This window comes from Streptomyces indicus, assembly GCF_900100315.1.
Classification (GTDB): Bacteria; Actinomycetota; Actinomycetes; order Streptomycetales; family Streptomycetaceae; genus Streptomyces; species Streptomyces indicus.
The window spans coordinates 339028-358573 of record NZ_FNFF01000003.1; the positions used below are offsets into that span (position 1 = coordinate 339028).

16 protein-coding genes and 1 pseudogene are annotated in these 19546 nt (G+C 69.1%); 4 read left to right on the forward strand and 13 right to left on the reverse strand.

The window, feature by feature from the left end; translation table 11 throughout:
* Positions 1-14: 14 nt before the first annotated feature.
* The gene (gene pafA, locus BLT97_RS11060) at positions 15-1376 is read right to left on the reverse strand and encodes a Pup--protein ligase (RefSeq protein WP_093608674.1); all 1362 of its coding nucleotides are present in this window, start codon (positions 1374-1376) and stop codon (positions 15-17) included.
* A 9-nt stretch (positions 1377-1385) separates the two neighbouring features.
* Positions 1386-2645 (reverse strand): MFS transporter, encoded by a 1260-nt coding sequence (locus BLT97_RS11065; RefSeq protein WP_093608676.1) that lies wholly within the window; start codon positions 2643-2645, stop codon positions 1386-1388.
* 143 nt (positions 2646-2788) lie between these two features.
* On the opposite strand from BLT97_RS11065, the gene BLT97_RS11070 reads away from it, so the two are divergent.
* Positions 2789-3790: a LacI family DNA-binding transcriptional regulator gene (locus BLT97_RS11070; protein WP_093608678.1), complete on the forward strand. Its 1002-nt coding sequence runs from the start codon at positions 2789-2791 to the stop codon at positions 3788-3790.
* A gap of 77 nt (positions 3791-3867) precedes the next feature.
* Here BLT97_RS11070 and prcA read toward each other — a convergent pair whose 3' ends face one another.
* The 6 genes and pseudogenes from prcA to arc all read right to left on the reverse strand — a co-directional run bounded on the left by prcA (position 3868) and on the right by arc (position 9681).
* Positions 3868-4623, reverse strand: a complete 756-nt coding sequence (prcA, locus tag BLT97_RS11075) for a proteasome subunit alpha (RefSeq protein WP_093608680.1) — start codon at positions 4621-4623, stop codon at positions 3868-3870.
* Between the two features lie 53 nt (positions 4624-4676).
* Positions 4677-5522: a proteasome subunit beta gene (prcB, locus tag BLT97_RS11080; RefSeq protein WP_093608682.1), complete on the reverse strand. Its 846-nt coding sequence runs from the start codon at positions 5520-5522 to the stop codon at positions 4677-4679.
* Positions 5474-5668 (reverse strand): annotated as a pseudogene (locus BLT97_RS38450) (endonuclease domain-containing protein); the annotation flags it as partial. The pseudogene BLT97_RS38450 and the gene prcB, both read right to left, overlap by 49 nt.
* 142 nt (positions 5669-5810) lie before the next feature.
* A complete protein-coding gene (locus BLT97_RS11090; protein WP_093608684.1) occupies positions 5811-6029 on the reverse strand; it encodes a ubiquitin-like protein Pup in 219 nt (72 codons plus the stop codon).
* Between the two features lie 127 nt (positions 6030-6156).
* Entirely contained in the window at positions 6157-7668 is a 1512-nt protein-coding gene (gene dop / locus BLT97_RS11095; protein ID WP_342742718.1) for a depupylase/deamidase Dop, read from the reverse strand.
* Between the two features lie 246 nt (positions 7669-7914).
* Positions 7915-9681 (reverse strand): proteasome ATPase, encoded by a 1767-nt coding sequence (gene arc / locus BLT97_RS11100; protein ID WP_093608688.1) that lies wholly within the window; start codon positions 9679-9681, stop codon positions 7915-7917.
* 262 nt (positions 9682-9943) lie between these two features.
* Here arc and BLT97_RS11110 point away from each other — a divergent pair, with 262 nt between their 5' ends.
* Positions 9944-10255, forward strand: a complete 312-nt coding sequence (locus tag BLT97_RS11110; RefSeq protein ID WP_093608690.1) for a ferredoxin — start codon at positions 9944-9946, stop codon at positions 10253-10255.
* Between the two features lie 138 nt (positions 10256-10393).
* Here BLT97_RS11110 and BLT97_RS11115 read toward each other — a convergent pair whose 3' ends face one another.
* From BLT97_RS11115 to BLT97_RS11125, 3 genes are all read right to left on the reverse strand, one after another.
* Positions 10394-10957, reverse strand: coding sequence for a hypothetical protein (locus BLT97_RS11115; protein ID WP_093608692.1), 564 nt, complete (start codon positions 10955-10957; stop codon positions 10394-10396).
* Positions 10958-11218: 261 nt separating this feature from the next.
* Positions 11219-12124, reverse strand: a complete 906-nt coding sequence (locus tag BLT97_RS11120) for a tRNA (adenine-N1)-methyltransferase (protein WP_093608694.1) — start codon at positions 12122-12124, stop codon at positions 11219-11221.
* 92 nt (positions 12125-12216) lie between these two features.
* On the reverse strand, positions 12217-13899 hold the full coding sequence (locus tag BLT97_RS11125; protein WP_093608696.1) for a site-2 protease family protein: 1683 nt from the start codon (positions 13897-13899) through the stop codon (positions 12217-12219).
* A 206-nt stretch (positions 13900-14105) separates the two neighbouring features.
* Here BLT97_RS11125 and BLT97_RS11130 point away from each other — a divergent pair, with 206 nt between their 5' ends.
* Together BLT97_RS11130 and BLT97_RS11135 are read left to right on the forward strand one after the other, a co-directional pair.
* Complete coding sequence (locus tag BLT97_RS11130) at positions 14106-15068, forward strand: RecB family exonuclease (RefSeq protein WP_093608698.1); 963 nt, start codon at positions 14106-14108, stop codon at positions 15066-15068.
* 45 nt (positions 15069-15113) lie between these two features.
* Positions 15114-15785, forward strand: a complete 672-nt coding sequence (locus tag BLT97_RS11135) for a response regulator (RefSeq protein WP_093608700.1) — start codon at positions 15114-15116, stop codon at positions 15783-15785.
* A gap of 233 nt (positions 15786-16018) precedes the next feature.
* On the opposite strand, the gene BLT97_RS11140 is transcribed toward BLT97_RS11135, so the two are convergent.
* Together BLT97_RS11140 and BLT97_RS11145 are read right to left on the reverse strand one after the other, a co-directional pair.
* Positions 16019-17602: an ABC transporter substrate-binding protein gene (locus tag BLT97_RS11140; protein WP_093608702.1), complete on the reverse strand. Its 1584-nt coding sequence runs from the start codon at positions 17600-17602 to the stop codon at positions 16019-16021.
* 84 nt (positions 17603-17686) lie between these two features.
* Positions 17687-19321, reverse strand: a complete 1635-nt coding sequence (locus tag BLT97_RS11145) for an ABC transporter substrate-binding protein (protein WP_093608704.1) — start codon at positions 19319-19321, stop codon at positions 17687-17689.
* Positions 19322-19546 lie beyond the last annotated feature (225 nt).

The window sequence follows — 19546 nt, forward strand, 5'->3', positions numbered from 1 at the left end:
ATTGCTCGGGCGCCTCACATGCCGGCGATGAGCTTCTCCACCCGGTCGTCCACCGACCGGAAGGGGTCCTTGCACAGCACGGTGCGCTGCGCCTGGTCGTTGAGCTTCAGGTGCACCCAGTCCACCGTGAAGTCCCGGCGCTGCTCCTGCGCACGGCGGATGAAGTCGCCGCGGAGCCTCGCGCGGGTGGTCTGCGGGGGCACGGATTTGCCCTCGAAGATCTTCAAGTCGTTGCAGATCCGGGCTGCTTGGCCCTTCTTCTCCAGCAGGTAGTAGAGCCCGCGCCGACGGTGGATGTCGTGGTAGGCGAGGTCTATCTGCGCGACCCGGGGGTGCGACATGGTCATGTTGTGCTTGGCGCGGTAGCGCTCGATGAGCTTGTACTTCATGACCCAGTCGATCTCCGTGCCGATCCGGTCGAGATCCTCGGCCTCGATCGCATCGAGGGTGCGGCCCCACAGCTCCAGGACCTGGGCGACCGTGCCGGTGCGGATGCCGCGCCGGTCGACGAAGTCCACGGCCTTCTCGTAGTACTCGCGCTGCACTTCGAGCGCCGAGGCCTCGCGCCCGGAGGCGAGGCGCACCTTGCGCCGGCCCGTGATGTCGTGGCTGACCTCGCGGATGGCCCGGATCGGGTTCTCCAGGGTCAGATCCCGCATCACCGTGCCCGCCTCGATCATGCGAAGGACCAGGTCGGTGGCGCCGACCTTGAGCAGCATGGTCGTCTCGGACATGTTGGAGTCGCCGACGATCACGTGCAGACGGCGGTAGCGCTCCGCGTCCGCGTGCGGTTCGTCGCGCGTGTTGATGATCGGCCGGGAGCGCGTCGTCGCCGACGAGACGCCCTCCCAGATGTGCTCGGCGCGCTGGCTCACGCAGTACACGGCGCCGCGCGGGGTCTGCAGCACCTTGCCGGCCCCGCACAGGAGCTGACGGGTCACCAGGAACGGGATCAGGATGTCCGCGAGCCTGGAGAACTCGCCGTGCCGCGCCACCAGGTAGTTCTCGTGGCAGCCGTACGAGTTTCCCGCCGAGTCGGTGTTGTTCTTGAACAGGTAGACGTCGCCCGCGATCCCTTCCTCGTGCAGGCGTCGTTCGGCGTCGACGAGGAGGCCCTCGAGAATGCGCTCGCCCGCTTTGTCGTGGGTGACCAGCTCGGTCACGTTGTCACATTCGGGAGTGGCGTACTCCGGATGTGATCCGACATCGAGATAGAGGCGGGCGCCGTTGCGCAGAAAGACATTGCTGCTGCGGCCCCATGACACGACACGGCGGAAGAGGTACCGCGCCACTTCGTCAGGCGACAGACGGCGCTGTCCCCTGAACGTGCATGTGACGCCGTACTCGTTCTCCAGCCCGAAAATTCGGCGGTCCATGACTGAACATTACGCCTGATGCTCCGTGCTGAAACCGGGTTCGACGGACCCTTTTCGATCACTTTCCGACGAGCCGGTGATACTCCTGGTACGTCCGGGAGCGGCGAGCACCTTCACCGTCGCGAGCAGCACGGCGAGGGCCGCGAATCCGCCGAGACCCGCGACCGCGAATCCCCAGGCCGTCGAACCGCCCTCGATCGCCGGTCCCGCCACGGCAGTTCCGACCGCGGCGCCTACGCCGAAGGTGGTCACCAGCCACGAGAACGCCTCGGTGACGGTGCCACGCGGCGCGTGCCGGTCGACCACGATGAACGCGCAGGCGAGTGACGGGGCGAGGAACACGCCCGAGACGGCGGCGAGTACGCACATCGGCACGACAGACGGCGTGAACGCCAGCGGTACGTAGCCCAGCGCGAGCAGGCCGACGAGGATCCGCAGCCGTCGCTCCGGCGCGCCGGTCCACTGACGCGCGCCGTACACGGCGCCACCCAGGAGCGCGCCGAGTCCGAGTGCGGCCATCAGCCAGCCGTACACGGACTCCTGCCCGTGGTCGTCGGCGTACGCCACGCCGGCCACGGTGATGGAGCCGAGCGCGAGTCCGACGAAGAAGAACGAGCCGAGCAGCGCGAGCAGTCCGGGCGAGCGCAGCGCGCCCAGCCAGTGCGCCTCACGCGGCGCCGAACGCCACGCACGCGAAGGCTCGGAGACCACCACGGACAGGGCCCCGGCGACCCCGATCACGTTGATGACGAGCAGCGCACCGGCCGCCGACCACAGCGACACGATCAGCGTGACCAGCAACGGGCCGACGGTGAACATGATTTCCTGCGCGACCGCGTCCATGGCGTACGCGGCGTGCACGCGGTCCTCGCGCTTGAGCACCCCGGGCCACAGGGCGCGCAGCCCGCCTTCGAGCGGCGGCGTGAACAGACCGGCGACCGCGACGGCCGCGTACGCGAGCGGCAGCGAGCCGATGCCCACGGCCGCGAAGGCCGCCATGCCGAGCGCCGAGACGAGCGCGGCGGGCAGCATCACGCGCGGCTGACCCTTGAGGTCCACGGCACGTCCGAGCAGCGGCTGGCCCACGGCCGTGGCCAGGCCGTACACCGCGGCGAGCGCGCCGGCCAGCGTGTAGCTGCCACCCTCGGCGCGCGTGAACAGCACGATCGCGATGTGCCCGGTGGCGCTCGGCAGCCGCCCCACGAGGGTGCCGGTGAGCAGCCGCGCCGCATGCCGAGTCCGCAGCAGCTCCGCGTATCCCGCGGCCATGGGCGGGCTCCTCTCGCTCGCTCCAGTGAAGTTTTACGTATAACGTCGCTGCTCATACGTACCATGAGCCCAGCCCACCGGTCCAGCCCGCAGCCCAGCCAAGAGGCGGCACGGACCCCGACGAACCAAAGCGAGGAGCCGCCGTGGCCCGGCCCACGAGCAAGGACGTGGCCCGCAGCGCCGGGGTCTCCCAGGCCGCCGTCTCCCTCGTCCTCGGCGACAAATGGCGCGGCCGCGTCTCCGAGACCACCGCCGAACGCGTCCGCGCCGCCGCCCGCGACCTCGGCTACCGCCCCAACCTCGCCGCCCGCAACCTCCGCCTCGGCTCCACGCGCACGGCGCTCCTCGTCGTCCCGGCCCTCACCAACGACTTCTTCGCCCGCGTCTACACCGGCGCCGCCCGCATCGCCGCCGCCCACGACTTCGGCGTGGTCCTCTACCCCTCCCCCGACGGCATCGGCCCCGCCAAGGACCCCTTCGCCTCCGCCCGTTCAGCCCTTGACGGCGTCATCGCCTCGTCCATGGCCGCCGGCGCGCTCACCGACATCCGCGGCGCCGACCTGCCGCTCGTCATGCTCGACAGCGACCCGGCCGACACCACGGCCGCCGCGCACGTCAACGTCGACCTCGCCGACGGCATGCGCCGGATGACCGCACATCTCCTCGGCCTCGGCCACCGCCGCTTCCTGCACCTGGCCGCCGCCGTCGACTCCTGGACCTTCTCCGTACGGGCCGAGGCCATCGCCCGCACCCTGAGCGAGGCACCCGACGCCACCCTGCGCACCGCACACGCCCCCCTGTCCGTGCACGGCGCACGGGCCGCCGCCGAAGCCGCCCTCACCACCCCCGGCCCCCGCCCCACCGCCGTCATCTGCGACGACGACATCATCGCCGCCGGCGCCTGCAAGGCCGTACGCCGCCAAGGGCTCCGCATCCCGCACGACATCTCCGTAGCCGGCTTCGACGACCTCGCCCTGTCCACCGCCGTCGACCCGGAACTCACCACGATCCGGCTCCCCGCCGAACTGGTCGGCGAACGTGGCATGCAGGCCCTCCTGCACGTCCTCGAAGGCAAGGAACCCCAGAACGACGCACTCCCCGTCGAACTGGTCGTCCGCGACTCCACCGCGCCACCGGCCTCCTGAGCGCGCCCGCCCGGCAAAGAAGCGCCCCCGCCACCGGAACCCGGTGACGGGGGCGCACTCCGTATGGAACGACGAGCTCAGGACTCGCCTTCCTCCTCGTCCGAAGGAGCGTCGGTCGGCGTGGCCGCCGCACCGTCCGCCTCGAGCAGTCGCTTCAACTGCCGCCCGACAATGCGCTTGAACTTCCGCTGCTGCGGCCGCGTACGGTCAAGGACCGCCACCTCCAGGCGCTCCGCGGGGATCTCCCGCTCGCTCCCGTTGGCCTCACGCGACAACGCCTGCACCGCCAGCTTCAGCGCCTCCGCCAGCGACATCCCGTCCTGGTGCCGCTGATCCAGGAACGTGCTGATCTGCTCCGCATTGCCGCCCACCGCGACCGAGCCGTGCTCGTCCACGATCGAACCGTCATGCGGCAGCCGGTAGATCTGGTCACCCTCGGGCTCATGGCCCACCTCGGCGACGACCAGCTCCACCTCGTACGGCTTCTCCGCGGCGCTCGAGAAAATCGTGCCCAGCGTCTGGGCATACACATTCGCGAGCCCGCGCGCCGTCACATCATCACGGTCATAGGTGTATCCGCGCAGATCCGCATAACGGACGCCGCCGATACGCAAGTTCTCGTATTCGTTGTACTTACCGGCCGCGGCAAAACCGATCCGGTCATAGATCTCGCTGAACTTGTGCAGCGCGCGGGACGGATTCTCTCCGACGAACACAATCCCGTCGGCGTACTGCATCACCACAAGGCTGCGTCCACGAGCGATGCCCTTACGGGCGTACTCCGCCCGGTCGGCCATGGCCTGCTGAGGTGAGACATAGAACGGCGTCGACACCGGCTATCCGTCCCTTTCTGTCAGTGACAAGTGCATTCCGGTCCACCCGATCTCTACAGCAGCGCGGCCCGCGGGCCGTCGGGCTGCTCCAGGCGGCGCTCCACCACGGAGCGGGCGATCGCCGAGGACTCCTCCTCGGAGAGCCTCCGGAAACCCTCATCGGTGATCACCGTGACGATCGGGAAGATCCGGCGGGCCACATCCGGACCACCCGTCGCCGAGTCGTCGTCCGCGGCGTCGTACAGCGCCTGGACGACCAGCGTCGTGGCCTCCTGCTCGCTCAACTGCTCGTGGAACAGCTTCTTCAGCGCGCCCCGGGCGAAGATCGAACCCGAGCCCGTGGCCGCGAAGCCCTGCTCCTCGGTCCGGCCACCGGTCACGTCGTACGAGAAGATCCGGCCACGCTCGCGGTCCAGGTCGAAGCCCGCGAACAGCGGCACGACGGCGAGGCCCTGCATCGCCATGCCGAGGTTCGAACGGATCATCGTGGACAGCCGGTTGGCCTTGCCCTCCAGGGAGAGCTGCGCGCCCTCGACCTTCTCGAAGTGCTCCAGCTCCAGCTGGAACAGCTTCACCATCTCCACGGCGAGACCCGCGGTGCCGGCGATACCGACGGCCGAGTACTCGTCCGCCGGGAACACCTTCTCCATGTCGCGCGACGCGATCATGTTGCCCATCGTGGCCCGCCGGTCACCGGCGAGCACCACGCCGCCGGGGAACGTGACCGCCACGATCGTCGTCCCGTGCGGCGCCTCGAACGCGCCCTGCACCGGCGGCAGATTGCGGTTGCCGGGCAGCATCTCGGGCGAGTGCTCCCCCAGGAAGTCCATGAAGGACGAGGACCCGGGCGTCAGGAAGGCAGCTGGTAGACGCCCGGTGCTACGAGGATTGGCTTCCACGAGTTTCCTCCCAGATATGCGATGGCCCGACTCGATGCGTCGGGATCATCCCCCAACTTGCCGATGGCCGAATTGCAGTTGAAGCAGAGTACGCCTCGGACCCTACCCGCCTCAGGGCGATGATCCACATGCGCGGCGGGTCGCTTCCGAACCGGCCAGAGATCCCTGCGCGGAAGATCCTCCGGGTGTGAAGCAGGCACGCGGACGAGCCTCTCGTGCCGCGCGCCTGCTCCTCGCCGTGGGTCCACCAGTAAGCCCGAGGGGCCTTCGATTCGAAGACCCTGGGGTCTACTGGCCTCCCTTTTGCACGAAGGACCGCACGAAGTCCTCGGCGTTCTCCTCGAGCACATCGTCGATTTCGTCGAGAACCGAGTCGACATCCTCGCTCAGCTTCTCCTGGCGCTCCGCCAGGTCCTCGGAGCCCTGTGCGTCCTGGACCTGCTCTTCGGTCTCCTCCGTGGAACGCGTGGCCTTCTGCTGTCCGCCGCCGGTGTCCTTGGTCGCCATGTCCCTCACCCCGCTCGGTGTCGACGTTCGCCGTTCTTGATCAGACCCTACGTCGTGGGTCCGACATCGGCCCCGCAGTTACATCAACGTGCGGGACCTACCCCAGTGATTCCCACCGGACGCGTGTTCAGCCGCCGGAAAGGACGCGCACCAGGTCTTCTGCCGTCCTGCACCTGTCCAGGAGCTCTTTGACGTGATTACGCGTTCCGCGTAGCGGTTCCAGGGTTGGGACGCGCTGCAGGGAGTCGCGGCCGGGCAGGTCGAAGATGACGGAGTCCCAGGAGGCCGCGGCGACGTCGTCGGCGTACTGCTCCAGGCAGCGGCCGCGGAAGTAGGCGCGGGTGTCCTCCGGGGGCTTGGTCTCGGCTCGCTCGACGTCCGTCTCGTCCAGGAGGCGCTTCATCTTGCCGCGGGCCACGAGCCGGTTGTAGAGGCCCTTCTCGGGCCGTACGTCGGCGTACTGGAGGTCGACGAGGTGCAGGCGTGCCGCGTCCCAGTCGAGGCTGTCACGGCGCCGGTAGCCCTCCATGAGTTCGCGCTTGGCGACCCAGTCGAGCTCGCCGGAGAGGCTCATCGGGTCGTTCTCGAGCCGGTTGAGGGTGTCCTCCCAGCGGCTGAGGACGTCCTTGGTCTGGTCGTCCGCGTCGGCGCCGAAGCGCTCCTCGACGTATTTGCGGGCGAGCTCGTAGTACTCCATCTGCAGCTGTACTGCGGTGAGTGTACGGCCGCTGCGCAGCGTGACCAGGCGCTTGAGGGTGGGGTCGTGGGAGACCTGGTGGAGGGTGCGGACGGGCTGGTCGACGGCGAGGTCCACGGCGATGAAGTTGTCCTCGATCATGGAGAGGACGAGGGCCGTGGTGCCGAGCTTGAGGTACGTCGAGATCTCGGAGAGGTTGGCGTCGCCGATGATGACGTGCAGCCGGCGGTACTTCTCGGCGTCGGAGTGCGGCTCGTCGCGGGTGTTGATGATGGGCCGCTTGAGGGTGGTCTCGAGGCCGACCTCGACCTCGAAGTAGTCGGCGCGCTGGCTGATCTGGAAGCCGTGTTCGTGGCCGTCCTGGCCGATGCCGACGCGTCCCGCGCCGGTGACGACCTGGCGGGAGACGAAGAAGGGCGTGAGGTGGCGCACGATGTCCGAGAAGGGGGTCTCCCGCTTCATCAGGTAGTTCTCGTGCGTGCCGTAGGAGGCGCCTTTGTTGTCGGTGTTGTTCTTGTAGAGGTGGATGGGCTGGGCGCCGGGGAGGTTCGCGGCCCGTTCGGCGGCCTCGGCCATGATGCGTTCGCCGGCCTTGTCCCAGAGGACGGCGTCGCGGGGGTTGGTGACTTCGGGCGAGCTGTATTCGGGGTGTGCGTGGTCGACGTACAGGCGTGCGCCGTTGGTGAGAATGACGTTGGCGAGGCCGATGTCCTCGTCGGTCAGCTGGCTGGAGTCGGCGGCTTCCCGGGCGAGGTCGAAGCCTCGCGCGTCGCGCAGCGGGTTCTCCTCCTCGAAGTCCCAGCGGGCGCGTCGCGCCCGGTGCATCGCCGCCGCGTAGGCGTTGACGATCTGGGACGAGGTGAGCATGGCATTGGCGTTGGGGTGTCCGGGCACGGAGATCCCGTACTCGGTCTCGATGCCCATTACTCGCCGTACGGTCATGCGGCCCTCCTTGCCCGGCGGCGCTCCCCTGTGGGAACGGCGCTCAAGTACCGCTTGTCTTCCGGTGCGTGTGCGGTGCCCGTCCCCGCACTGCGCGACCCGGCGGTACCGAAGAGCCTAGAACGGCTTTGCGCTGGTGGGGAGATCAATTGCGTCATTGCCTGTGCTGCGCTGGTGACTTGGTGTGGTCCGGAAAACAGTCGGCTGCGGGTACCCAGTTCTGGGCACCCGCAGCCGCCCTGTTTTTTACAGGTACTGACCGGTGTTGGCCACCGTGTCGATGGAACGGCCGGTGTCCGCGCCCTGCTTTCCGGTGACGAGCGTACGGATGTAGACGATCCGCTCGCCCTTCTTGCCGGAGATGCGGGCCCAGTCGTCGGGGTTGGTGGTGTTGGGCAGGTCCTCGTTCTCCTTGAACTCGTCCACGCAGGCCTGGAGGAGGTGGGAGACGCGGAGGCCCTTCTGGTTCTTGTCGAGGAAGTCCTTGATGGCCATCTTCTTGGCGCGGCCGACGATGTTCTCGATCATGGCGCCGGAGTTGAAGTCCTTGAAGTAGAGGACTTCCTTGTCGCCGTTGGCGTACGTGACTTCGAGGAAGCGGTTCTCCTCGGATTCGGCGTACATCTGCTCGACGGCGGTCTGGATCATGCCGTGGACCGTGGCGCCCTTGTCGCCGCCGTGCTCGCCGAGGTCGTCGGTGTGCAGCGGAAGGCGCTCGGTGAGGTACTTGCCGAAGATGTCCTTGGCGGCTTCGGCGTCGGGGCGCTCGATCTTGATCTTCACGTCGAGGCGGCCGGGGCGGAGGATGGCGGGGTCGATCATGTCCTCGCGGTTGGAGGCGCCGATGACGACCACGTTCTCCAGGCCTTCCACACCGTCGATCTCGGCGAGGAGCTGCGGGACGATGGTGTTCTCCACGTCCGAGCTGACGCCGGATCCGCGGGTCCTGAACAGCGATTCCATCTCGTCGAAGAAGACGATGACGGGGGTGCCCTCGCTGGCCTTCTCACGGGCACGCTGGAAGACGAGGCGGATCTGCCGCTCGGTCTCACCGACGTACTTGTTGAGGAGCTCGGGACCCTTGATGTTCAGGAAGAAGGACTTGCCCTGGGCCTGTCCGGTGACTTCGGCGACCTTCTTCGCAAGGGAGTTGGCGACTGCCTTGGCGATGAGGGTCTTTCCGCAGCCGGGCGGGCCGTAGAGCAGGACGCCCTTGGGCGGGCGCAGTTCGTGCTCGCGGAACAGGTCCGGGTAGAGGTACGGGAGCTCGACCGCGTCGCGGATCATCTCGATCTGGTTGCCCAGACCGCCGATCTGCTCGTAGCCGATGTCCGGGACCTCTTCGAGGACGAGTTCCTCGACCTCGCTCTTGGGCACGACTTCGTAGACGTAGCCGGAGCGGGGTTCCATGAGCAGGGCGTCGCCGGGGCGGATCACCACGTCGAGCAGGGGCTCGGCGAGGCGGACCACGCGCTCTTCGTCGGTGTGTCCGACGACCAGGGCGCGCTCGCCGTCCTCGAGGATCTCCTTGAGCGTGACGATGTCGCCTACGCGCTCGAACTCCATGGCCTCGACCACGTTGAGCGCTTCGTTGAGCATCAGCTCCTGGCCGCGCTGCAGATCGTCGAGATCCACACTCGGGCTCACGTTCACCCGCAGCTTGCGGCCGCCGGTGAAGATGTCCGCGGTGCCGTCCTCGTTGGCGCTGAGGAAGACACCGAAGCCTGCCGGCGGCTGTGCGAGCCGGTCGACCTCCTCCTTGAGGGCCACGATCTGGTCGCGGGCCTCGCGGAGGGTGTTCGCGAGCCGTTCGTTCTGCGCGGAGACTCCGGCCAGGCTGGTCTGCAGCTCGACGATCCGCTCTTCGAGAATCCTCGTATGACGCGGAGAGTCGGCGAGCTTGCGGCGCAGGACGGCGATCTCCTGCTCGAGATAGGCAATCTGACCGGCAGGGTCATCGGACCCTCGAGCCGGGCGGATGCCGCGGTTCATGTCGTCGTCGTGGGCTGCCACGGTCCTCACCTCCTCCAGGGGGAGCTGGACGCTTCCTGACCCTACCTGGGCAGGTAGTGATTGAAACCCCTAGATCACAAAGACGTCCGGGGTGTGTCTGATCTTCACTCTTGCGTTCTCCCTCGCGCCAGGTGAATACCCACGGAACAACATCGAAAAGCGAGCGGTTGTATCGTCGAAACGTTCAACACCCGTCAGGCCTGGCCTGACTTGCACTGTGTTGGGCGGCTCGACAGGAGCGGCGAAGGAAAGAGCAGGAGACATGACCGTGACGCACGAGGCCCCCTCCACCGACGGCGGAGAGGAGCTCGAGGTCTGGATCGACCAGGACCTCTGCACCGGCGACGGCATCTGCGCGCAGTATGCGCCCGAGGTCTTCGAACTCGACATCGACGGCCTCGCGTATGTGAAGGACGGCGAGGACGAGCTCCTGCAGGAGCCCGGCGCCACCACGCGCGTGCCGCTTCCGCTCCTCCGCGATGTCGTCGACTCGGCCAAGGAGTGTCCGGGCGACTGCATCCATGTACGTCGCATTTCGGACAAGGTCGAGGTGTACGGACCGGACGCGGAGTAGTCGCAAGGGTTCTGAGCGTGACGAAAGGGCCCGCATCCGCCGTGGTTCGGCGGATGCGGGCCCTTGTTTTCGGACGTTTTGCGGGGTGCTCGCGGTAGGTCCGGGTTTACCCCGGTTTCTGCCCTGTCCTGTACGAGGTCAGACGCCGACCGCGGCGCTCTGTTCGGAGCGTACGAAGGTGCTGTCCTGCCAGTGCCACTTGGCCTTCTCGGTCTCGTCCGGGCAGCAGCGCGGCACGGACGGTGACGAGTAGCCGAGCAGGGTGGCCGTCACGACGCCGTTGGTGACGGCGAAGTCGGTGACGCTGAGCCGGTCCTTCGGGTCGACCAGGGTGGCGACCACGCGGGGTTTGCCGGCGGCGGGCTGGGTGATCACGTAGACACCGCTCGGCGGGGTGCCGGAGCCGGCGGCGCAGCGGGCCACGGCGACGGTCTCGGGTCTGCCGTCCTTGTCGAGGTCGCCGGAGGCGTGCTGGAGGATCTGCGGGCCCTCGCCCGGGCAGTTCATCGGGATCCGGGCGGCGGCCGGGTCGGGGGCGGCCTGTGCGGTCACGGCCGGCGGTCCCGCCTGGGCGGCGGTGGCGTCGTCGGGCTGCACGAAGGCGGAGGCGGCGACGACGGCGGCGAGGGCCGCGGCGGTGGCGAGCCAGTGCATGGGGTTGCTACGGGTGTGGGCGAGCTCCGGAACGACGGAGTGCTGCACTAGGAGTGTCTCCTGTGAGGGCTGTGCCGGTGGGGGTGTCCGGCATGGTGTCACACCTCACAAGGGCGCGGAACGGCGGGGTGCGTGTCGGCGCGTAAAGGCTCGGTCAATGCCTCGCCCCGGTCGGCGCCGCAATCGGGCGGACGCCCAATACGACGGCGCCGCCGCCGAGTTCCGGGTGTGTCCCGGGAACTCGGCGGCGGCGCCGGTGCGTTGAAGCCTCACGAAGGCTGACGAAGACTTGCGTCGACGTCGTACGGGTCAGCGGCCGCGGGAGCCGCCGTCGGCGTTGGGGCCGTCGTAGTCCTCGCCGTAGGCGCCCTTGGCGGGGCGGCGGCGGCGCATGGGCGGCTCGACGCCGTCCGCGAGGCGGCGGGCGGTGAGCAGGAAGCCGGTGTGGCCGATCATCCGGTGGTCGGGGCGGACCGCGAGGCCCTCCACGTGCCAGTTGCGGATCATCGTCTCCCAGGAGGTCGGCTCGTTGAAGCAGCCGATCTCGCGGATGGACTCGACGGTACGGGCCAGCTGCGTCGTGGTGGCCACGTAGCAGCACAGGATGCCGCCGGGGACGAGCGCCTTCTTGACGACGTCCAGGCACTCCCAGGGGGCGAGCATGTCCAGGATGACGCGGTCGACGTCGGTGTCGGACAGGTTGTCCTGGAGGTCGCCGACGGTGAGCTGCCAGGCGGGGTGCTCACCGCCGAAGTAGCGCTCCACGTTCGCCTTGGCGATCTCGGCGAAGTCCTCGCGGCGTTCGTAGCTGTGCAGCATGCCCTGGTCGCCGATGGCCCGCAGCAGGAAGCTGCTGAGCGAGCCCGATCCGACACCGGCCTCCACGACGCGTGCGCCGGGGAAGATGTCGGCGAAGGCGAGGATCTGGCCCGCGTCCTTCGGGTAGACCACGGCGGCGCCGCGGGGCATGGACAGGACATAGTCGGGGAGCAGGGGGCGCAGCGCGAGGTAGGCCACGTTGCCCGTCGTGCGGACAACGCTGCCCTCGGGAGCGCCGATCAGCTCGTCGTGCGGGAAGGAACCCTTGTGGGTGTGGAAGTTCTTTCCCTCTTCGAGCGTGAACGTGTAGTGGCGGCCCTTGGGGTCGGTCAGCTGTACCTGGTCCCCGACCTTGAAGGGCCCGCGTCGGCGGGCGGCACCGGTCGGTTCGGACATGTGAACAGCCTACCGGCCGTGGAGAGGGCCGCTCGCCACGCCCGCGGGCGCCCGGGCGGGGCCGGCCGGAGCGGTCGGGCGCCGGGTGGTGGTCAGCCGGAACGGTCCATGGCCTTCACGAAGGCCCGCTCCACGTCGGAGGTGGACAGGACGCCGTAGATCTGTCCGGTGTCCTCGACGACGAGGTACTCGGTGGCCGGGGTGGCCCGCAGGGTGTCGAGCAATTCCTCGCCGGAGAGCTCGGCGGAGACCTTCATGCCCTCGGTGAGGTCCTGGGCGAGGCCGCTGACGGCGACCCAGGGGCGGCGGTGCTCGGGGACGCCGACGATCGCCGCCTCCCGTACGACCGCGATCGGGTCGCCCTGTCCGTCGACCACGACGAGGGCGCGGGCGCCCGCGTCGTTGGCGCGGCGCAGCGCCTCCGAGAGCGGGGTTGCGGACTCGACGGGGACGGCGCGGCGGGTGAGGGTGCGGGCCCGCAGTTCGGGCAGGCGCTCGCGCAGCCGGGCCATGCGCAGGCTGTTGCCGGCGCCGGTCCAGATGATCGCCGCCAGGATCGCGGCGAGCAGGGCGTCCATGACCGTGTCCACGCCGACGGCGTCCGTGGCGTCGGTGCCGAGCGCGCCGGACTGGGTGAGCAGCGGCAGACCGATCAGGACGGACACGGCCAGCGCGCGGCCGACCCAGGCGGCGGCGACGGTGCCGCTCATCGGCTTGCCGGTGATCTTCCAGACGACGGCGCGCAGCATCCGGCCGCCGTCCAGCGGAAGGCCGGGGAGCAGGTTGAAGGCGGCGACGATCAGGTTGGAGATCATCAGGCCGGCGAGGAGGACGCCGGGGACGGTGCCGGGCTCGACGGCCTGCATGCCCGCGTAGAAGACGGCGGCGAGTACCAGCGAGAGCAGGGGGCCGACGAAGGCGAGCACGAACTCGCGGCCCGGGGTCTCGGACTCCTTCTCGATCTCCGATACGCCGCCGAAGAACTGCAGCTGGATCTTGCGCACCGGGAGCTTGAAGCGGATCGCGGCCACGGTGTGGGCGAGCTCGTGGACGAGCACCGAGCCGTAGAAGGCGACGGCGAAGAAGAGGGACACCAGGTAGCGGGCGCCGCCGAGTTCGGGCAGGACGCGGTCGAGCTGGTTGCCGAACACCCAGGTGATCAGGGCGGCGACGAGGAACCAGCTCGGGGCCACATAGATGGGGACGCCGAAGATGCGGCCCATGAGAAAGCCGCCGCCGGGTGACTTGTTCTCCTGTGGCTTGTCGTGCGCCTTGCCGTCGTGGGCCAGGGAGCGGGAGGGCGTCGCGGGGGCGGTCGACCGGGTGGGGGTGGCGGGGCGGGGGTCGTCGGGGGTCGGTGCGCCCGGGGTCGGTTCGGCCTGTGTGGGTTCGGCGGGAGTGGGTTCGGCCGGGGTGGCGGGTGCCGGCTTCGCGTCGGCATCGGCTCCGGATCCGGTGTCGGTGCCGGAGTCCGTGCCGGGTCGTGAGCTCGGGGGCGCTGTCTTCCCGGCCGGTTCCGCGTCCTGGCGGGCGGCGGGTCCTTCGGCGCGTTCCGAAACATCCGCTGCGGGCCGCGCGGCCCCTTCCCTTGCGGGCTGCTCGGCGCGGTCCTCCCGTACAGGCTGCTGCTCGGCGCGCTGCTCCCGTACCGGCTGCTCGGCGCGCTCCTTGTCCTCGGGGCTCGTGCGGGCCGGGGTCTCGTGGACGTCCGTCTCCCCGGGGCCGCTGTCACCGCCGCCGGTACGCGGCAGTCCGCTCGTGCCGCTCTCGTCCACTGTGCGCCCCTTCGGTCCCCGGCGTGCTCGTCCCACGTGCGTGCGGCGTGCCCTGTGCCGCCGTTCCGCGTGCGCTCCGCCGGCTCGACGACCGTGTGTCGACGGGGCGTTGCGCGTGCGTCACTCTCTCACGATCATGCGGTGCCGTACGGTCTGCCGTCGATGGTATGCGTCCGTTGTCAGTCGCGGGCCGTAGGGTCTTCTCCATGGACAACAGCACCGAGGCCGGCGAGCCCGCAGCGACTGTCGCCGGTCCGGCCGGCGGGATGACGGCGGCTCCTCCCGCGTCCCTGTCGCCCTCGCGCGCGAGCGACTTCATGCAGTGCCCGCTGCTCTACCGCTTCCGGGTCATCGACAAGCTGCCCGAGAAGCCCAGCCCGGCGGCCACCCGCGGCACCTTGGTGCACGCCGTCCTTGAGCGGCTGTTCGACGCCCCCGCGGCCGAGCGCACGGCGCCGCGCGCCAAGTCGCTGATCCCCGGGCAGTGGGACCGGCTCAAGGAGAGCAAGCCGGAGCTGGCCGAGCTGTTCCAGGACTCCGACGAGCAGAGCGCCGGTGAGCAGCTCGCCCGGTGGCTGACCGAGGCGGAGGCGCTCGTGGAGCGCTGGTTCACGCTGGAGGACCCGACCCGTCTGGAGCCGGCCGAGCGGGAGCTGTTCGTCGAGGCCAGCCTCGACTCGGGCCTGAAGCTGCGCGGCATCATCGACCGGGTGGACGTGGCGCCCACCGGCGAGGTGCGGATCGTCGACTACAAGACGGGCAAGGCACCGCGCGCGGAGTACGCGGACGGTGCGCTGTTCCAGATGAAGTTCTACGCGCTCGTGGTGTGGCGGCTGAAAGGTGTGATCCCGCGCCGGCTGCAGCTGGTCTATCTGGGCAGCGGTGACGTGCTGACGTACGACCCGGTGATGGCCGATCTGGAGCGGGTGGAGCGCAAGCTGCACGCGCTGTGGGAGGCGATCCGCGCGGCCACAGAGAGCGGCGACTGGCGGCCGCGGCCCAGCAAGCTGTGCGGCTGGTGCGACCACCAGTCGGTCTGCCCGGAGTTCGGGGGCACTCCCCCGCCGTACCCGTTGCAGATCACGCGGCCGTCAGCGGCGGGCGAGGCGCCGGGCATCAGGCCGCCGCGTGCCGCGGGGGACGCTCAGGGCACAATGGGGCCGGTCTAGTCCTTGCCGACAGGGCCGGACCGCGCCGAGCGAAGGAGACATGCCGTGACCATCCGCGTCCTGCTGGTCGACGACCAGCCGCTGCTGCGCACCGGGTTCCGGATGATCCTCGAGGCGGAGCAGGATCTCGCGGTCGTCGGCGAGGCCGGGGACGGTCTGCAGGCCCTCGACCAGGTGCGGGCGCTCCAGCCCGACGTGGTCCTCATGGACATCCGGATGCCCCGCATGGACGGGGTCGAGGCGACGCGGCAGATCACCGGTCCCGAGCGGGACGGCCCGGCGAAGGTGCTCGTGCTGACCACGTTCGATCTCGACGAGTACGTGGTGGAGGCGCTCAAGGCGGGCGCCAGCGGCTTCCTGCTCAAGGACGCTCCCGCGCACGAGCTGGTCCAGGCGATCCGGGTGGTCGCGGCGGGCGAGGCGATGCTCGCGCCGAGCATCACGCGGCGCCTGCTCGACAAGTACGCCGGGCATCTGCCGTCCGGCGAGGAGCCGGTGCCGGACACGCTGAACACGCTGACCGAGCGCGAGGTCGAGGTGCTGAAGCTGGTGGCGCGCGGTCTGTCGAACGCCGAGATCGCCGCCGATCTGTTCGTCAGCGAGACCACCGTGAAGACGCACGTCGGCCATGTGCTGACGAAGCTGGGCCTCAGGGACCGGGTGCAGGCCGCGGTGTACGCGTACGAGAGCGGTCTCGTCCGGCCGGGCGCCCAGTAGCGGCGCCCGCGGCGAGCGACGCCGACGGAGCAGCCCCGGCGTCGGCTCACGGGAAGCACCCGACGGCGGCACGCGCGAAGCAGCTCGGCGCCAGCTCACGGGAAGCACCCGACAGCGGCGCGCGCGAAGCAGCCTGGCAGCGCACGCGAAGCAACCCGGCCGCCGCCCCGCGGAAGCGACGAAGAGGGCCGCCCCCGTCCGGGGGCGGCCCTCTTCACGTGTGCTGGCCGGGGTCAGCCCTTCTGCAGCTCCCAGAAGCGGAAGACCGTCGAGGAGTCCAGGCACCACTCGACGCCGGAGATCTCCTCCCCCACGACCGCGTACTGCTTGCCCTGCCACAGCGGGATGATCGGCACCTCGTCGGCGACGATGTCCTGGAGGCGGCCGAACTGCTCCTGGGTGGCGGCGCGGTCGGACTGCGCGGCGGTGGACGGGATGATGTCGCCGGTGATCGACTCGTTGGTGTAGTTGTTCATCAGGACGTTGTCCTTGCCGAAGAACGGCTGGGTGAAGTTGTCCGGGTCCGGGTAGTCCGGGACCCAGCCCTTCACGTAGAAGCCGTACTTGCCGGCCTCGACGTCCTTCTCGTACTGCTCGAAGGGCACCGACTTCACATCGGCCTCGAACAGGCCGCTGTCGTTGAGCTGCTTGGCGATCGCCTTGAACTCCTCGACCGTGGCCGGGCCGTAACGCGCGGGCGTGGCCCACAGCGTGAGCTTCACCTTGTCGGTGATGCCGTCCGCGCGCAGCGCCTGCTTCGCCTTGTCCGGCTGCGGGCTGCCGCCGTAGGTGTCGAAGAAGGCGGTGTTGTGGCCCTCGATGCCGGCCGGAATGATCGAGTACAGCGGCGAGGCGGTCTGGTCGTGCACGTCGGCGACCAGCTTCTCGCGGTCGATGAGGTACGCGAGCGCCTTGCGGACGCCGAGCTTGCCGGTGACCGGGTCGTTCGTGTTGAGGACGATGTGCTGGACCTCGGCGCTGGTGCCCTCGATGACCTCCGCCTTCTGCTCGGCGTCGGTGCTGCTCTCCAGGTCCGCGATGTCGGCGGCCGACAGGCCTCGGTAGGCGATGTCGATGTCGCCGCCGAGCATGGCGTCCTTGAGCTTCTCGCGGTCGTCGTGGAAGAAGCGCAGGGTCACACCCGAGTTGCGGGTCTCGGCGCTGCCCTCGTACGAGCCGTTGACCTTGAACACGGCCTCGTTCTCGCCGTACGAGTCGAGGGTGTACGCGCCCGAGCCGACCGCCTTGCCGTCCTCGCGCAGCTTGTCCGCCGGGTACTCGCGGTGGTCGACGATCGAGCCGGCACCGGAGGCGATCTTGCTCGGGAAGGTCGCGTCGGGGACCTTGAGGTGGAAGACGACCGTCCGGACGTCGGGGGTCGTGATCCGGTCGAGCGAGCTGAACATGACCGCGGGACCGTCGGGGTCGTCGATCTTCACGGTCCTGTCGAAGGAGTACTTGACGTCCTTCGAGGTGAGCTCGTTGCCGTTGGAGAACTTCAGGCCGTCCCGCAGCTTGCAGGTCAGCTCCTTGGTCGCGGAGTCCGTGAACTTGCAGGACTCGGCGGCCTCGGGCTGCGGCTCCGTCGCGCCCTTGGGGAACGAGAGCAGCGACTGGAAGACGTTGTTGAACAGCAGCCAGGAGCCCGGGTCGTAGCCGGAGGCCGGGTCGGTGGCCTGGACGTCGTCGGACATGCCGACCACGATCTGGCCGTCTTCGCCGCTGCCGGCGCTCTGTTCCGAACCGCAGCCGCTGAGCAGACCCGCGGCGAGACCGGCCGCGAGCACGGGCGCCGGCCAGGACTTACGTATGTTCACTGGATCCCCGGAGGTGTGGGTGAGCCGGGCACGCCCCCTGTGCGGAGCGTGCCCGGATGGATCAGACGGCCGGGCGGTGCGGCGTCACTCGCCGATGCCGCGCCCGAGCTCCCAGAGCTGCATGTTGGAGGAGGAGTTGAGCACCCACTCGACACCGGTGATGTCGTCGCGGGCGGCGACGTAGGTCTTGCCCTGCCACAGCGGGAGGACCGGCACGTCCTCGGCGACGACGTCCTGGATCTCCTTCAGGGAGTCGCCGGCGGCGAGGCGGTCGGCCTCCTGACGGGACTGCGGGATCAGGTCGTTGACGACCCGGCTGTTGCTGTAGGGCGAGTTGAGGATGTTGTCCTTGGTGAGGAAGGGTGCGAGGAAGTTGTCCGCGTCCGGGAAGTCGGGGAACCAGCCCATGCCGTAGACGGCGTACTCGCCCTTGAGCTCGGCGGGGCGGAAGGACTTCCACGGCTTGCCGGCGATGTCGACGTCGAAGAGCTTGCTCTCGTTGAGCTGGTCGCGCAGGACCTCGAACTCCTGCTTGGTGACCTCACCGTAGTGGTCGGTCGTGTAGTTGAGGGTGAGCTTGACCGGGGTCTTGACGCCCGCCTTGTTCAGGTACTGGGCGGCCTTGTCCTTGCTCGGGTCGGTGTACTTGTTGAAGAAGGAGTTCTTGTGCCCGGTGATGCTGCTGGGCACCAGCGAGTAGAGCTCCTCGGCGGTGGTGCCGTAGACCTCGGAGACCAGGGAGGCGCGGTCCACGACCTGCGCGATCGCCTGGCGGACGGCCTTTTCCTGGACGACCGGGGCGTCGGTGTCGAAGCCGAGGTAGCGGATCTCGAGGCCCGGCATCTCGACCAGCTCGACGCCGTCGACGGCTCCGGAGGTGAACTCCTTGATCTGGGCCGGCTCGATGGTGCGGCCCATGACGTCGATGTCACCCTTCTTCAGGGCGGCGCTCATCTCGGCGGACTTGGCGAAGGTGCGCATCTCGAGCTTGTCGCTCTTGAGCTCCAGGGAACCCTTGTAGTTCGGGTTCTTGGTGAAGACGGTCTTGACGACCTCCTCGGCGCCGTCGCCCTGGCGGGTCTCGGTCTCGAGGGTGTACGGACCGGAGGAGTCGACCTCGAAGCCCTTGCGCAGCTTGCCCTTCTCGTACGAGTCGGGGTTCACGATGCCCGCGGCAGGGGTCGCCAGCTTCTGCGGGAACGTGGCGTCGGAGGCGTTGAGGTGGAAGACGACCTTGTTCTCGCCGACCGCCTCGACCGTGTCGATCCCGGAGAGCAGCGAGGAGACACCGCTGTTCTGGGCCTCCGGCAGGGTGTTGCCGAGGTGGAGGGTGCGCTCGATGGAGAACTTGACGGCCTTGGCGTCCAGCGCGTCGCCGTTGGCGAACTTGAGGCCGCCGCGCAGCGTGCACTCGTAGCGCTTGTTCAGGTTGTCCGTGAACCCGCAGCGCTCGGCGGCCTCGGGCTGCGGGTCGCCACCGCCGCGCGGCTGCATGAGCAGGGTCTGCACGGTCTGGCGCAGGATGTTCCACGAACCGGCGTCGTACGCGTAGGCCGGGTCGAACGGCGCGGGGGCGTCGGAGGTGGCGGCGAACGCGTCAGTGGTGCCGATCACGATCGCCTCGTCACCGTCGCCGCCGCTGTCGCTGCCGCCGCAGGCGGCGAGGACGGGGGCGAGCAGGCCGACTGCGACCGGCAGCACCAGTGTCTTGCGGTTCATGCGCGAAGTACTCCAACGATCGATCCCATGGATCCCGCGACAAGGTGTGGGTGCGCAGGGCATGGAAGTTATGACGGTGTTCTCGGGGTTCTCGCGAAGACATTAGTGCGCGGGGTCAGGTCGGCTGCGGCGCCCCGGAGTTGGGCGTAATCACGCTGCGGGAGCGGACGCGGACACACCGAAATCCGGGGTACGGAAGGTTTCGTGCACCCGGTAGCCAATCGG